This is a genomic window from Ochrobactrum sp. A-1, from assembly GCF_022488005.1.
Lineage (GTDB): Bacteria > Pseudomonadota > Alphaproteobacteria > Rhizobiales > Rhizobiaceae > Brucella.
Genome location: NZ_JAKVQC010000004.1, coordinates 1,009,825 through 1,023,620, shown reverse-complemented (window position 1 = coordinate 1,023,620; position 13,796 = coordinate 1,009,825). Strand labels below are relative to the sequence as shown.

The following is a 13,796-nucleotide window of genomic DNA, read 5'->3' as shown; positions in this document are numbered from 1 at the left end:
TTACCTTCCGCCCCCGTACCGTTCAATTGACCGTAATCAACTGCGTCAATCCGCCGAACTTTTCAGCGCTGCGCTCGCGGCCAGAGGCCCGAGGACGGCAAAGAACAGGGTGAGTGCTGCAAGAATAAGGAATGGCGCCAGAAAGGGCGCATTGTCTACTGTCGCTCCATGCGAAGCTGATACACCGAAAATGAGCACCGGAATGGTGAGTGGCAGAACGATCACCGACACCAGCAACCCGCCACGCGGCAGCGCCACGGCAAGGGCTGCACCCACAGCGCCAATGAAGGCGATGGCGGGCGTTCCCACCAGAAGCGTCAGCGATGTTGCGCCGATTGCCGATGCGTCCATGTTCATGAACAGGCCCAGCATCGGCGATGCGATCACCAGCGGCAGCACGCTCGCCACCCAATGGGCCACGCACTTCACAAAAACCGTGAAGGCCAGCATGTGACTGTCCGCGCCGATCAGCAGCAGGTCGAGCGAACCGTCCTCCCGGTCAGCCTGAAACAGCCGGTCGAGCCCCAGAAGCGTTGCCAGCAACGCACCGATCCACAGCATGGCGGGGCCTATGCGCGCCAGAAGATTGAGATCAGGCCCCACGCCGAAGGGCATGACGGCAATGACCGCGAGGAAGAACAATATGCCGATCAGCGCGCCGCCACCGGCGCGGAAACTGAGGCGCATGTCTCTCAGGAACAGCGCCAGCATCAGGCAGCCTCAACTGAACAGGCGGCCATGTCGAACGCGCTGACGCCTTCAAGGCCAAGAGGAATATGCGTTGCGGCGACGATCATGCCGCCTTCCCGCATATGCCCGCGCATGATTTCTGCAAAGCGGGCTTCGGACGCCTTGTCGAGACCGGCGGTCGGCTCGTCGACAATCCAGAGCGGACGATGGCTGACCAGAAGCTTGGCGATGGAAACACGGCGCTTCTGCCCCGTCGACAGATAACCGAACGGCAGATGCTCCACGCCGGGCAGATCGACGGCTTCCAGCGCCTCGTCGATCTCCGCTTGCGCGGCACCGTTGAACTTCTGCCAGAAGGACAGGTTCTCACGCACGCTGAGCGCCGGTTTCATCGCATTCTGATGCCCGAGGTAATGGCAAGCGGCGCGCACCGGCAAAACTGTGCCATCCTCGCGAAGCTCAACCTTGCCTGCTTCGGTCTGAAGCAGGCCGCAGATGATTCGCAGCAGCGTGGACTTGCCGGAGCCGTTCGGGCCCGTCACCACCAGCGCCTCGCCTTCACTGAGAGCAAAAGACAGGCCAGCGAAAATCGTTTCGCCGCCTCTTTCACCAGCCAGATTTTCGGCTTCCAGCCGCATTTTATACCCTCTAAGCCCCGATGGATAATTGCCAGACCAATAGAACCGGAACCCCGGAAGATCTATGGAAAGGCATCGCAACATTTCGCCGCAAGGGGCCGAATTCACGATATTCTGTCTGGAATCGTTTTAGAAAACTCTCTATATGAGGGCTACCACGCCAGCGGTCGGCGTGGAAACCATTTTTGGCCGATCTCAACCTGTTGCCCTTAAGGACGCAGGCATCGGGACGGACAGCGGAAATGACTGCACCCGCACCTTGGCGCGTCCTTGAAACGCAGCAGAGGCGTTCGTCCTGGTTTTCCGGCCAGTAGCATGAAGGACGAACGCAGTGTCGCACATCGACAGTTTTAAATGCCGCAAAACCCTTACCGTGGGCGGTAAGGATTATGTTTATTACAGCCTGACCGAAGCCGAAAAGAACGGCCTCGAAGGCGTTTCCAAGCTCCCCTTCTCCATGAAGGTTCTGCTCGAGAACCTGCTCCGCTTCGAGGACGACCGCTCCGTCAAGAAGTCGGACATCGAAGCTGTTGCCAAATGGCTGAACGACCGTGGTTCCGCAGGCGCGGAAATCGCCTACCGTCCGACCCGCGTGCTGATGCAGGACTTCACCGGCGTTCCTGCCGTCGTTGATCTTGCAGCCATGCGTGACGGCCTCAAGGCGCTCGGCGGCGATCCGGAAAAGATCAATCCGCTCGTTCCCGTCGATCTCGTCATCGACCACTCGGTCATCGTCGACGAATTCGGCAATCCAAGCGCGTTCAAGGCCAATGTGGACCTCGAATATCAGCGCAATGGCGAACGCTACCGCTTCCTCAAGTGGGGTCAGCAGGCATTCAAGAACTTCCGCGTCGTTCCTCCGGGCACCGGCATCTGCCATCAGGTGAACCTCGAATATCTGGCCCAGGCTGTCTGGACCAAGGAAGAAGACGGCGAAACCGTTGCCTATCCCGACACCTGCGTCGGCACCGACAGCCACACCACCATGGTCAACGGCCTTGGCGTTCTGGGCTGGGGTGTTGGCGGCATCGAAGCTGAAGCGGCCATGCTCGGCCAGCCGGTTTCCATGCTTCTGCCGGAAGTCGTCGGCTTCCGCCTGACCGGCAAGATCAAGGAAGGCGTGACCGCGACCGACCTCGTTCTCACTGTCACGCAGATGCTGCGCAAGAAGGGCGTTGTCGGCAAGTTCGTCGAGTTCTTCGGCGAAGGCCTCGAAAACATGACGCTCGCCGATCGCGCAACCATCGCCAATATGGGTCCGGAATATGGAGCGACCTGCGGCTTCTTCCCGGTTGACCGCGAAACGCTGAACTACATGAACACCACCGGCCGCGACGAGCATCGCATCGAACTGGTCGAAGCTTATTGCCGTGCGCAGGGCATGTGGCGTGACAAGGGTGCAGCCGATCCGGTCTTCACCGACATTCTCGAACTCGACATGGGCGACGTCGTTCCGTCGATGGCCGGTCCGAAGCGTCCGGAAGGCCGCATTCCGCTGGAAGGTATCGGTTCCGGTTTCGCAACCTCGCTCGAAACCGAGTACAAGAAGACCACGGGCCAGACCACGCGTTATGCAGTTGAAGGTGAAGACTACGATCTCGGCCACGGCGACGTCGTGATTGCCGCCATCACGTCGTGCACCAACACCTCGAACCCGAGCGTGCTGATTGCTGCCGGCCTTCTGGCCCGCAATGCAGTAGCCAAGGGCCTCAAGACCAAGCCTTGGGTCAAGACCTCGCTTGCTCCCGGCTCCCAGGTCGTTGCCGCCTATCTTGAATCCGCTGGCCTCCAGAAGGATCTCGACGCACTCGGCTTCAACCTCGTCGGCTTCGGCTGCACGACCTGCATCGGCAATTCCGGTCCGCTGCCCGCACCAATCTCCAAGACCATCAATGAGAAAGGTCTGATTGGCGCTGCGGTTCTCTCTGGTAACCGTAACTTCGAGGGTCGCGTTTCGCCGGACGTTCAGGCAAACTATCTGGCTTCGCCGCCGCTCGTCGTCGCTCACGCTCTTGCCGGTACGGTCACCAAGGACCTGACCAAGGAGCCGCTCGGCGAAGACCAGAACGGAAATCCGGTGTTCCTCCGCGACATCTGGCCTTCCTCTCAGGAGATCCAGGAATTCATCGCCAAGAACGTCACCCGCAAGATTTTCTCCGAAAAATATGCGGACGTGTTCAAGGGCGACGAAAACTGGCAGGCCGTTCAGGTTCCTGCGGGCCAGACCTATGCATGGGACGATAACTCGACCTATGTGCAGAACCCGCCTTACTTCGTCGGCATGGGCAAGTCGGCTGGCACGATCGGCGACGTCAAGGGTGCCCGCATTCTGGGTCTCTTCGGCGACAAGATCACGACCGACCACATTTCACCTGCCGGTTCCATCAAGGCACAGTCGCCTGCCGGCAAGTACCTCATCGACCATGGCGTCGGCATTGCCGACTTCAACCAGTACGGTACGCGTCGCGGCAACCATGAAGTGATGATGCGCGGCACTTTCGCTAACATCCGTATCCGCAACCACATGCTGGGCGAAAACGGACGCGAAGGCGGCTACACCATCCACTATCCGTCGAAGGAAGAAACCTCGATCTACGACGCTGCCATGCAGTACAAGGCCGAGGGCGTGCCGCTCGTCGTCTTCGCAGGTGTCGAATACGGCAACGGCTCTTCGCGTGACTGGGCTGCCAAGGGCACCAACCTGCTCGGCGTCAAGGCCGTGATCGCACAGTCCTTCGAGCGTATCCACCGCTCCAACCTCGTTGGCATGGGCATTGTGCCTTTCGTCTTCGAGGAAGGCACCAGCTGGCAGACGCTTGGCCTCAAGGGCGACGAAATCGTCACCATCGAAGGCCTTGCCGATGTGCGTCCGCGCCAGAAGGTCGAAGCTTCCATCACCTATGCCGATGGCACGGTGAAGAAGGTTCCGCTCATCTGCCGCATCGATACGCTGGACGAGCTCGACTACATGAAGAACGGCGGCATCCTGCAGACCGTTCTGCGCGACCTCGCCGCGTAATCGGCACAGGTTTAAAAATCAGAAGCCGCCGGAGAAATCCGGCGGCTTTTTTATTTTGGAGCAGACATGGACATTATCGGCCTGAACGGATCATTTCCCTGACTTTCACCGCTTTTTCAAAGTGATCGAGGGTGTGGGTCTTGATCCACCACTCGGCAGCCTCCATGAGCAGTTCCGGCTCCGTGTTCTTGTTGGCAAAGAAGGCATAGAACGAAATACCGACCTGCTCGCCCTTTTTCGCTATCTTCTCATCGCAAATTGCGATGGCTTTTTCTCTCAAGCTCGATCTCATGTTCAACCAGTCTCGTTTCCGCACAATCTGTTGTGGCTGATTTTGATAGGAGATTCGCAACCTCTGCGAATCTCACCGCAACGTGAATTCCTATTGATTGCAGGACTTCTTACATAATAGATGTCAGCGACAATTATTGCAGGATGAAACGAAGTGATACTCCACGCCCCCTTCTATGGGACAGGTCCATGGCTTACCGGCGAGCATCTGCCCGGCTGGCGTAGCATCTGTGCCGTTCTGGGGCTGGCATTCACCGGCTGCATCTCCATGCAAGGACAGGCCAAGGCACAGGACAGCAACAAGAAGACCGCCGTTCTGGAGCTCTACACCAGCCAAGGCTGCAAGTCCTGCCCCCAGGCTGACCAGAATTTCGCGAAATATGCCGACGATCCCAATGTTCTGGCGCTGTCGTTCCACGTTAATTACTGGGATTATATGGGATGGCGGGACACGCTTGCCACCCAGGAAAACACCGACCGGCAGAACGCTTATCGCAACTCCTTCAATGCGCGTATGATCTATACGCCGCAGGCCATCATCAATGGCACGGCGGAAGTCAACGGTCGCGACGGTGAAGCCGTCCAGGCGCAGATTGCCACCAACAAGCTGGATGTGCCGGTTTCGATCAAACAGCTCGATGACGGGCGCCTGTCCATTGAAATCGGCGCAGGCAAAAAACCGGAAGCGCCTGTGCATGTGGTGCTGTTCTATTTCCGCGATTCCGTGACCATTCCGATCACCGAAGGTGAAAATGCCGGTCAGGCTGTCACCTATCGCAATACGGTTCGCGATACGAATACGATTGGCATGTGGGATGGCAAGCCGCTGAAGATTGAAATCCCGGCTTCGGAACTGAAGCGCAAGGACGTTTCGGGCTGTGCCGTGGTGCTGCAGGAAACCCGCGACGACAACTCGCTCGGCCCCATCCATGGCGCGGCCATGTTCAAGCAGAAGAAGCCGATCGGCCTCTGAGCTTTCTGCGATCATCGTCGCTCTTCTGCAATTTACAGCGAGAAATGCGTTTCGATCAGATCGAACAGATTTTTATTTGGGCTGATGTCGTGCTGGGCTTCTGGGCGAGTGTTGCAACTTGGTTCAGCGGAGGCTGGAAAAGGTTGGTTCGGCTCGGGCAGTCCTTTGGGCGGGGGGCTTGGGGTCGGACATACCCGAACCGAACCGTCTCAGGCAACGTGTAGATGCTGAAGCCATAATCAGGCTGGAATGCGAAGCTGACAAGGCGAAAATGTGGCCGACAATCACCATTGCAAACAGGCATTCTCTTTTCGTGAATAACTAATATGTAGCCTCTAATCCCTATTTATAGGGGCTTTTCCCGGTGAATAATCGGCAACCAGAATCGGTCTGCAAAACCCTCCCCTTGAAATTGCTTCACAAAAGCATCACCCTGTTGTCATGCGCCGGTTCGGTTCGCTTCTTCGCCATTGCCGAATATCCAAACCGGTCGCGCGCAGTTTGTTTTTGAGCCTGCCCGGTTTTTGGTCTGCGCTCTGCAAAAGGCTGAAAGGAAGGAAATGGATACGTCAAGCGCAGCGAATGAGGATTTGTCATCCCCTTCCCCCTCGTCTGCTTCGCCAAAGGTCGTTCCTCTCGACCGTACGCGATCTGCTCCAGTCAGTTTCAACCGGCATGAACTCGGCAAAATCCTGAATATCTATGGCCGCATGGTTGCCTCCGGCACGTGGCGCGATTATGCGATCGACCATCTCAGCGACCGCGCCGTGTTCTCCATCTTCCGCCGTGCAAGCGAGATACCGCTTTTCCGCATCGAGAAGAATCCGAAGCTGGCGCATAAACAGGGGGCCTATTCGGTCATCGCCGCAAGCGGGCTTATCATGAAGCGTGGCCATGAGCTGGAGCGCGTCCTGCGCGTGTTCGACAAGAGCCTCAAGCTCGTTGAAAGCTGATCCCCCATATAGGGATATTTGGCAACCCAATTTTTCAAACCGCCCCTTCGACAAGCTCAGGGTGAGGGCGTTACGGCGGAATTAAACGTTGCAGATTACACCCCCCCTCATCCTGAGGAGCCGTTGAAAACGGCGTCTCGAAGGATCTAGGGTCGAGGAATCAGGCATACGGGCAAATCAGCAGGAAGATGACTTATGAAAGCGGCGGCGTACCCGGCTCGATTGAACGCCCGCCATTGAGCGGTAGCTGCATCAGCACCGTATCGAGCCAGCGCCCGTGCTTGAAGCCGGAACCCTCGATACGTCCGCAATGGATGAAGCCAAGGCTCTCATGCAGCTTCACCGAACCGATATTGTGTTCGCCATCGCCGATCACCGCCAGCAATTGCCGGAACCCCAACGCAGCAATACGTTCGATGAGTTCGCGCAGAAGGAGCTTGCCTATGCCCTTTCCCTTCGCATCAGGGGCGATATAGATCGAATCCTCCGCAAGCCAGCGATAGGCAGGCCTGACGCGGAAATAACTCGCATAGGCATAGCCCAGAACCCTGCCGTCCTCCTCCGCGACGAGGATCGGAAAGCCCTGTTCCACGTATGCTTCAAAACGCTTCACCATTTCGTCCATTGTCGGCGGCTCGATCTCATAGGAGCCGGCGCCGGTCAGAACGGCCTCCGTATAGATTGCGGTGATCGTTTCGATATCGGCAGGCTGGAAATCACGAATGACGGGCATGGGAGGAACCGGAGTAAAGTGTTTTGATAAGGCTTCCACCATGCATCAGTAATCATATGGACAAAAGCAAAAAGGGCAGCGTTTCCGCTGCCCTTTTTTTTCAAACACTCTTCAGCTGACTATTCGCGGTTGCCCATGAACTGCAGCAGGAAGGTGAACATGTTGATGAAGTCGAGGTAGAGACGCAGCGCGCCCATCACGACCTTGCGGCCATGCGCATCCGAAGAATCGCCTTCGTAGTACATTTCCTTGATCGACTGCGTGTCGTAGGCGGTGAGGCCTGCGAAGATCAGAACGCCGATCACCGAGATCGCGAACTGAAGCGCGGTGGAACCGAGGAAGATGTTGACGACCGATGCCAGGATCAGGCCGAACAGGCCCATGATCAGGAACGAGCCCATGGCGGACAGGTCGCGCTTGGTCGTGTAACCATAGAGCGACAGCGCGCCGAAGGAAGCAGCCGTCACGAAGAAGGTGCGAACGATGCTCTGGCCGGTAAAGACCAGGAAGATCGACGACAGCGACAGGCCGACGAGAGCTGCATAGCCCCAGAAGACGGCATTAGCGGTCGAGACCGAAAGACGTTCGATGCGGAAGCTCAGGAAGAACACTGCCGCGAGCGGCGCAAGCATCACAACCCAGCGGAGCGGGGACGTGTAGAGCGCCACACCGAGACCGGTGAGCATCTTGCCGTTGGCGAGCTGTGCGACGGCTGCGGACGGGTCCGTGGTCGTTGCGAGTGCTGCAACGGCAAATGCGGCAAGGCCGGTAACGGCCAAGCCGATAGCCATCATGTTATAGACGCCGAGCATATAGCTGCGCAGGCCCTGATCGATGCCTGCATCAGCACGAGCGCCGCCTACCGGCCTCTGCTGCGCCTGAATATTGCGAAAGTCAGCCATGACTTAAATCCTCTTGCCATGTCCCGTCCGGTGTCGGGGCGCTCAAAAGGCCGAGCCGCCTCCAGGCGCCGCTGGCGGGACCCCAGCATGCCTGCCTGACATTATGGGGATTTCGGCCTTCGCGTACAAGTACCACCTGTAAAAAAACGTGATGCAGCGGTGCGGAAGCGCAAACGCATTATCCATAATATCCAACGGCTTACGTTTTCTCACCCTTCCCTATTACAAATCGTTCATATGGTTCTGAGCACCTGGGCGGGCTTCTGGCCGAGAACGCGCCATGTACCGGCCAGGCCGAAGCCGACAGTCAGTACCAGTGCTATGGCAACGGTCATCAGCGCGACATCGGGCAGGAAGCTTGCTTTCAGCTTCATGATTTCCACGACGACATACCAGCCCGCCACACTGCCCGCGACGAGTGCGAAGAGCGCCGTTGCAAGCCCGAGCAGCATATATTCAAGCACATAGGCCGTAATCAGCGTGCCGCGCGTCGCGCCCAGCGTCTTCAGCACCACGGCGTCGTGGACGCGGGCACGGTTACCGGCTGCGAGCGCTCCGCCCAGCACCAGAACAGAGGCAGCCAGCGCGATGGAGGCCGCAGCACGGATGGCGGTTGCAAGCTGGCTGATGAGGTCATTCGCGACATTGAGCGCATCGGTCACACTGACGGTTGTGACGGCGGGCCATGTCTTGGTGACCTGCCGCAGCACATCAGGCGCAAGGTTCTTCTGGCTGTCGGGAATGGTGAGTGTCGCCAGCCACGTCGCTGGCGCACCGGCAAAGGTATTGGGCGAAAACACCATCACGAAGTTCATCGCAAGCGTTTCCCACTGAACCTGCCGGAAACTTGCGATCTTCGCATTGATGTTGCGGCCCAGCACGTTGACCGTCACCGTATCGCCCAGCTTCAGGCCCAGTTCCTTGCCTTCACGCTCCGCGAAGGACACCAGCGGTTCGCCGCTATAATCGGCTGGCCACCATTCGCCTTCCGTCAGCGTCGAGTTTTCAGGGACCGTATTGGAAAAGGTTATGCCGCGGTCGCCGCGCAGCACCCAGGCTGCTTCCGGCGGGATGGTCATGTCGCGCACATTGGTGCCGTTGAAGGCAACGATACGCCCGCGCAGCATCGGACCGGAAGTGAGTTTGCCATCGGGCACGATACCGCTGACCAGCTTGGTGAAATCGGCGATGTCGCGGTTCTGAATATCGACGAAGAAAAAGTCAGGCGCCTGCGCCGGAATGTTTTCCGTCACCTGACGGCGCAGATTGCCATCGATCAGCGCGATTGCCACCATCAGCGTCAGGCCAAGGCCCAGCGAAAGCACCACGGAGGGCGTGAGCGCGCCGGGACGATGAATGTTACCCACTGCCAGCCGAAGCGCTGTCGAACGCACGCGCGGAACCCGGCGGGCAAGCCAGCGTATGCCATCGGCGACAAGCCGCAGCACGCCGAAAGCCGCAATGGCCGAAACGATGAAGATTGCCGCAATGCGCCGGTCATAGGCGACGTAAAGCGCCAGCCCGGCGAGTGCAGCAATCAGCAGAACCGCGAGGCCGAGATATAGCAGTGGTGGCAGGCCACGCTGCTCGAAACCCTGCTCGCGGAAAAGCGCCGTTGCCGGAATGTCCCGCGCCCTGCCAAGCGGAATGATCGCAAAAGCAAGCGTGGTAATGAGCCCGAAGACGGCGGCAAGTGCCAGCGCACCGGGGAAGAAACCGCCGCCACCGGCGACCGGCAGATAATTGGCGAGCGCCATGGCAGCGGCATAGGGGATAATCGCCGCCAGTATCAGCCCGAGAACAATACCGATCAGGCCAATCACCATGATCTGCACGAGATAGACCAGCACGGCGAAGCGCGCGGGCGCGCCAAGCGACTTGAAGGTCGCGATCACGCCGCGCTTGCCATCGAGATAGGCGCGCACCGCATTGGCAACGCCTACACCACCGACGATCAGCGCCGTCAGGCCCACCAGTGTCAGGAATTGCGAGAAGCGCTCGATATTGGCGCTCAGCGCTGGCGCGGCATTGGAGCGGGAGCGAATGTTCCAGCCTGCATCGGGGAAATCTGCGGCAGCCTGTCGCCTGACTTCGGCAATTGCTGCATCCGGCGCGCCATCGGGAAGCGCAACCTTGTAGATATGATCGACAAGGCTACCCGGCTGGATGAGGCCGGAAGCGCGCAGGCCATCCAGCGAAACCAGAAAGCGCGGCGCAAAATTGAAGCCCGACGAAAGCAGGTCCGGCTCGCTCTCGATCAGGCCGCGCAATTCGAATGTTTGCGAACCGAGCAGCACCTTTGCGCCGAGCGTCAGCCCCATGCGATTGAGGAAATCCTGACTTACGGCAGCGCCGTAAACATCGCCTTTGATGGCCGTCATATCGGCCAGCGACTGCTCCGGTGCGACCTTCAACTGGCCATAGAGCGGATAGGCGGCATCGACCGCCTTCACCTCGACCAGCGACTGGTCGGAGCCATCGGGCATGCGCGCCATGGAGCGCATCGTAGCGCTCTCCGCCATTCTGCCCTGCTTTTCGATGAAGGCGCGCTCTTCCACTGTGGCTTCCCGCTGATTGAGCGCGAAGCTGACATCGCCGCCCAGAATACTCTGGCCTTCCGAGGCGATGCCGGTGCTGACCGACCGCGCCACCGAATTGACGCCGCCGATGGCGGCAACGCCAAGCGCGATACAGGCGAGGAAAATGTAGAAACCGGACAGGCCACCGCGCATTTCACGCAGCGCAAAGCGGAGAGCAAGCGAGAACGACTTTGCTGCACTCATGCGCCAGCCGCCAGCGATTCGAGAATGGAGCCGCCCTGTGCAGGCTCCTCGATCCGGCCCGAGCGCACCGGGATTTCGATGTCGCAGCGCGCCGCAAGCGCCGGGTCATGCGTGACAAGCACCATGGTCAGACCGTTCTCGCGCTGCTTGGCGAACAGAAGATCGGCAATCTGGCGCCCCGTCGTGGTGTCGAGATTGCCGGTCGGCTCGTCGGCGATCAGGATTTTCGGGCTTGGCGCAAGAGCACGGGCAATCGCAACGCGCTGCTGTTCGCCGCCGGAAAGCTCGGATGGATAATGGGTGAGGCGCTCGCCAAGCCCGACAGCGCGCAATTCGCGCTCCGCCACCTCGAACGCATCTCTGCGCCCGGCAAGTTCCAGCGGCACGGCGACATTTTCAAGCGCAGTCATATTGGGAATGAGGTGGAAGGACTGGAACACGATGCCGATATTGGCACCGCGGAAAGCGGCGGCCTGATCTTCGCTCATCTGGCTGATCGTCTCACCTGCAATCTTCACAGTTCCGTTATCGACATGCTCGAGACCGGCCAGAACCATCAGCAGCGTGGACTTGCCGGAACCGGACGGACCAACGATGCCAGCCGACTGTCCTTGCGATATATGAAGGGAAACGCCCTTCAGCACATGCACCGATGAGGCGGCGTGACCAAGGGTTAGATGAACGTTCTCAAGTTCGATAATCGGGCCAACAACCTGTTCCGTCACGCGGTTTTTATCCTATATGAATATTCAGAACCAAACAGCGCGCCACAAATTTGAACTTATGTTGCGCCAATCATTGAAGAGAAGTCCGGCGGGCCATTTGCCCACAGCCCCTCAAATATGGGTTTTCGACGATGCGTTTCAAACTCTCAATTCCGGCATGGCTCCCGATTTTTGCTGCGATTGCGTCTTTTATGGCGGCAAGTCCCATTATTGCGGCGCATGCGCAGGAAGAACCGACCGGTCTCGAAGATGCACTGCCGACCGAGCAGCTTTCACAGGTCAAGATCGTCGGCTTCGGTGACAGCCTGATGGCGGGCTATATGCTGCCATCCAATGCCGCCTTTCCGCAGCAGCTTGAAAAGGCACTCAACGACAAGGGTGTTGAGGTTTCGATCGAGAATGCGGGCGTATCGGGCGACACGACCACGGGCGGGCTTTCGCGCATCGACTGGTCCGTTCCCGATGGCACCGATCTCGTGATCCTTGAGCTGGGTGCGAATGACGCGCTGCGCGGCATCGAACCCGACATTACTGAAAAGAATCTCGACGAGATGCTGGCGCGCCTGCAGCAGCGCGGCATTTCGGTCATTCTTGCGGGCATGATGGCCCCGCCCAACATGGGCAAGGACTATGCCGCCAAGTTCAACCCGATCTATCCGAAGCTGGCACAGAAATATGGCGTGCCGCTCTACCCGTTTTTCCTCGACGGCGTAGCAACCAAGAAGGATTTTTTGCTCGAGGACGGAATGCACCCCAATGAAAAGGGCGTCGAAACGATGGTGGCTAACTTTATGCCCACTATCGAAAAGAGCCTGACAAACATGCAAAACAAGGGGACATCGGGAGGCTGACGCCGGTCGGGAGCATAAACAGCTTGCTCCCGGACTCAAACTTTGATTCGCTGCAGTTGCATCAACTTAACCGAATCAATTCGGCAGGTACGATGCACTGACTCTCTAGGCTAGAGTGTCCTTTATGCATCCTTTGGATGCCCGGCGCTCTGGCATGGAACGCTTCGAGGAGGATGCCTTATGCCGCGTCTTTTCACTGCCCTCGAAATCCCGCGCGACGCCGCGCTTTCGCTCTCGTTGTTGCGAGGCGGTCTCCCCGGCGCACGCTGGATTGATGTCGAAAACTACCACATAACGCTGCGTTTTATCGGAGATGTGGAAGGCCACGTGGCCGACGAGGTTGCCAATGCGCTTGATCGCGTGCGGCGGCCTGAATTCATGCTCAACCTGTCGGGTGTCAATGCTTTCGGCTCCAAAAAGCCGCACAGCATCTATGCGGGTGTATCCCCATCGCCTGACCTCAACGCTTTGCAGGCGGAAATCGAACGTATCTGCCAGCGGCTTCACATTCCCGCCGATCCGCGCAAGTTCACGCCCCATGTGACACTGGCGCGGTTGAGAAATCCCCGCATCGAGGATGTGGTGCGCTATCTCTCTTCACGCGGCAACTTCGCGACGCTGCCCTTCAAGGTGGGACGGTTCGTGCTGATGTCGTCACGTGATTCCGTGGGCGGCGGACCCTACATCGTGGAGGAAGCCTGGCCTTTGGTTGCCCGTTCTGGCCAGAACTGGTCGGCAAGCGCGATGGAAGCTGCCAGAACCATCCGGTAAACCTTTTCGAAATCCCCGGTCCCGCCATAATAGGGATCGGGGATTTCAACCGCCCGTCCTTCGGCAATCTCGGTGAAAAGCCCGATTTGCGCACTTGCATTTGCAGGCTGCCGCTCAGCGATCATCCGCATATTGTAGCGGTCCATCCCGAGGATCAGATCGAAACGGCTGAAATCAGCTGCGATCAACTGTCGGCAGCGCTGTGCGGAAATATCGAGACCGTGGCGCGCTGCAACACTGATCGACCGCTCATCCGGTTCCTCGCCGGTATGGTAACCGTTGGTTCCGGCAGAATCGACCCGCACGTCGCGGATGCCGCGTTTTTCCAGCACATGGTCCATCACGCCTTCGGCAAGCGGAGAACGACAGATATTGCCTGCACAGATGAAAAGAATGCTGGCTGGGACTTGTGCGGCTACGGATACGATCACGGAACTCTCGCGCTCATGATAAGTTAGTTCAGGAAC

13 protein-coding genes are annotated in these 13,796 nt (G+C 58.6%); 5 read left to right on the top strand and 8 right to left on the bottom strand.

The window, feature by feature from the left end:
- Window positions 1–45: 45 nt before the first annotated feature.
- The gene (gene ccmB, locus MKS82_RS14495; RefSeq protein WP_061344785.1) at window positions 46–711 is read right to left on the bottom strand and encodes a heme exporter protein CcmB; all 666 of its coding nucleotides are present in this window, start codon (window positions 709–711) and stop codon (window positions 46–48) included.
- Window positions 711–1,328 (bottom strand): heme ABC exporter ATP-binding protein CcmA, encoded by a 618-nt coding sequence (gene ccmA / locus MKS82_RS14490; protein WP_109989222.1) that lies wholly within the window; start codon window positions 1,326–1,328, stop codon window positions 711–713. Before ccmA ends, ccmB begins: the two co-directional genes overlap by 1 nt.
- 331 nt (window positions 1,329–1,659) lie before the next feature.
- On the opposite strand from ccmA, the gene acnA reads away from it, so the two are divergent.
- Entirely contained in the window at window positions 1,660–4,347 is a 2,688-nt protein-coding gene (gene acnA, locus MKS82_RS14485) for an aconitate hydratase AcnA (RefSeq protein WP_240578932.1), read from the top strand.
- Between the two features lie 73 nt (window positions 4,348–4,420).
- Here acnA and MKS82_RS14480 read toward each other — a convergent pair whose 3' ends face one another.
- On the bottom strand, window positions 4,421–4,639 hold the full coding sequence (locus tag MKS82_RS14480; protein ID WP_061344782.1) for a DUF6500 family protein: 219 nt from the start codon (window positions 4,637–4,639) through the stop codon (window positions 4,421–4,423).
- A 237-nt stretch (window positions 4,640–4,876) separates the two neighbouring features.
- Here MKS82_RS14480 and MKS82_RS14475 point away from each other — a divergent pair, with 237 nt between their 5' ends.
- Together MKS82_RS14475 and MKS82_RS14470 are read left to right on the top strand one after the other, a co-directional pair.
- Complete coding sequence (locus MKS82_RS14475) at window positions 4,877–5,611, top strand: DUF1223 domain-containing protein (protein ID WP_109989256.1); 735 nt, start codon at window positions 4,877–4,879, stop codon at window positions 5,609–5,611.
- A gap of 560 nt (window positions 5,612–6,171) precedes the next feature.
- Window positions 6,172–6,564, top strand: a complete 393-nt coding sequence (locus tag MKS82_RS14470; RefSeq protein ID WP_109989220.1) for a DUF2794 domain-containing protein — start codon at window positions 6,172–6,174, stop codon at window positions 6,562–6,564.
- A 193-nt stretch (window positions 6,565–6,757) separates the two neighbouring features.
- On the opposite strand, the gene MKS82_RS14465 is transcribed toward MKS82_RS14470, so the two are convergent.
- From MKS82_RS14465 to MKS82_RS14450, 4 genes are all read right to left on the bottom strand, one after another.
- Window positions 6,758–7,297 carry a GNAT family N-acetyltransferase gene (locus tag MKS82_RS14465; protein ID WP_109989219.1) on the bottom strand — a complete coding sequence of 180 codons (540 nt, stop codon included), beginning with the start codon at window positions 7,295–7,297 and terminating at the stop codon, window positions 6,758–6,760.
- A gap of 119 nt (window positions 7,298–7,416) precedes the next feature.
- A complete protein-coding gene (locus MKS82_RS14460) occupies window positions 7,417–8,199 on the bottom strand; it encodes a Bax inhibitor-1/YccA family protein (protein ID WP_011982324.1) in 783 nt (260 codons plus the stop codon).
- Window positions 8,200–8,432: 233 nt separating this feature from the next.
- Window positions 8,433–10,982, bottom strand: a complete 2,550-nt coding sequence (locus tag MKS82_RS14455) for an ABC transporter permease (protein ID WP_109989218.1) — start codon at window positions 10,980–10,982, stop codon at window positions 8,433–8,435.
- Window positions 10,979–11,707: an ABC transporter ATP-binding protein gene (locus MKS82_RS14450; protein ID WP_109989217.1), complete on the bottom strand. Its 729-nt coding sequence runs from the start codon at window positions 11,705–11,707 to the stop codon at window positions 10,979–10,981. The genes MKS82_RS14455 and MKS82_RS14450 overlap by 4 nt, the downstream gene beginning before the upstream one ends.
- A 131-nt stretch (window positions 11,708–11,838) precedes the next feature.
- Here MKS82_RS14450 and MKS82_RS14445 point away from each other — a divergent pair, with 131 nt between their 5' ends.
- Both MKS82_RS14445 and thpR read left to right on the top strand, forming a co-directional pair.
- Window positions 11,839–12,558, top strand: coding sequence for an arylesterase (locus MKS82_RS14445; protein ID WP_109989216.1), 720 nt, complete (start codon window positions 11,839–11,841; stop codon window positions 12,556–12,558).
- Between the two features lie 180 nt (window positions 12,559–12,738).
- Entirely contained in the window at window positions 12,739–13,329 is a 591-nt protein-coding gene (gene thpR, locus MKS82_RS14440; protein WP_109989215.1) for an RNA 2',3'-cyclic phosphodiesterase, read from the top strand.
- Here the strand turns inward: thpR and MKS82_RS14435 are convergent.
- A complete protein-coding gene (locus tag MKS82_RS14435) occupies window positions 13,239–13,760 on the bottom strand; it encodes a low molecular weight protein-tyrosine-phosphatase (protein WP_109989214.1) in 522 nt (173 codons plus the stop codon). The genes thpR and MKS82_RS14435 overlap by 91 nt on opposite strands.
- Window positions 13,761–13,796 lie beyond the last annotated feature (36 nt).

Bases quoted from the DNA above. Each gene is read 5' to 3' on its own strand.
- ccmB (WP_061344785.1), bottom strand. From the start codon at position 711: ATGCTGGCGCTGTTCCTGAGAGACATGCGCCTCAGTTTCCGCGCCGGT.
- ccmA (WP_109989222.1), bottom strand. From the start codon at position 1,328: ATGCGGCTGGAAGCCGAAAATCTGGCTGGTGAAAGAGGCGGCGAAACG.
- MKS82_RS14480 (WP_061344782.1), bottom strand. From the start codon at position 4,639: ATGAGATCGAGCTTGAGAGAAAAAGCCATCGCAATTTGCGATGAGAAG.
- MKS82_RS14470 (WP_109989220.1), top strand. From the start codon at position 6,172: ATGGATACGTCAAGCGCAGCGAATGAGGATTTGTCATCCCCTTCCCCC.
- MKS82_RS14465 (WP_109989219.1), bottom strand. From the start codon at position 7,297: ATGCCCGTCATTCGTGATTTCCAGCCTGCCGATATCGAAACGATCACC.
- MKS82_RS14460 (WP_011982324.1), bottom strand. From the start codon at position 8,199: ATGGCTGACTTTCGCAATATTCAGGCGCAGCAGAGGCCGGTAGGCGGC.
- MKS82_RS14455 (WP_109989218.1), bottom strand. From the start codon at position 10,982: ATGAGTGCAGCAAAGTCGTTCTCGCTTGCTCTCCGCTTTGCGCTGCGT.
- MKS82_RS14445 (WP_109989216.1), top strand. From the start codon at position 11,839: ATGCGTTTCAAACTCTCAATTCCGGCATGGCTCCCGATTTTTGCTGCG.
- thpR (WP_109989215.1), top strand. From the start codon at position 12,739: ATGCCGCGTCTTTTCACTGCCCTCGAAATCCCGCGCGACGCCGCGCTT.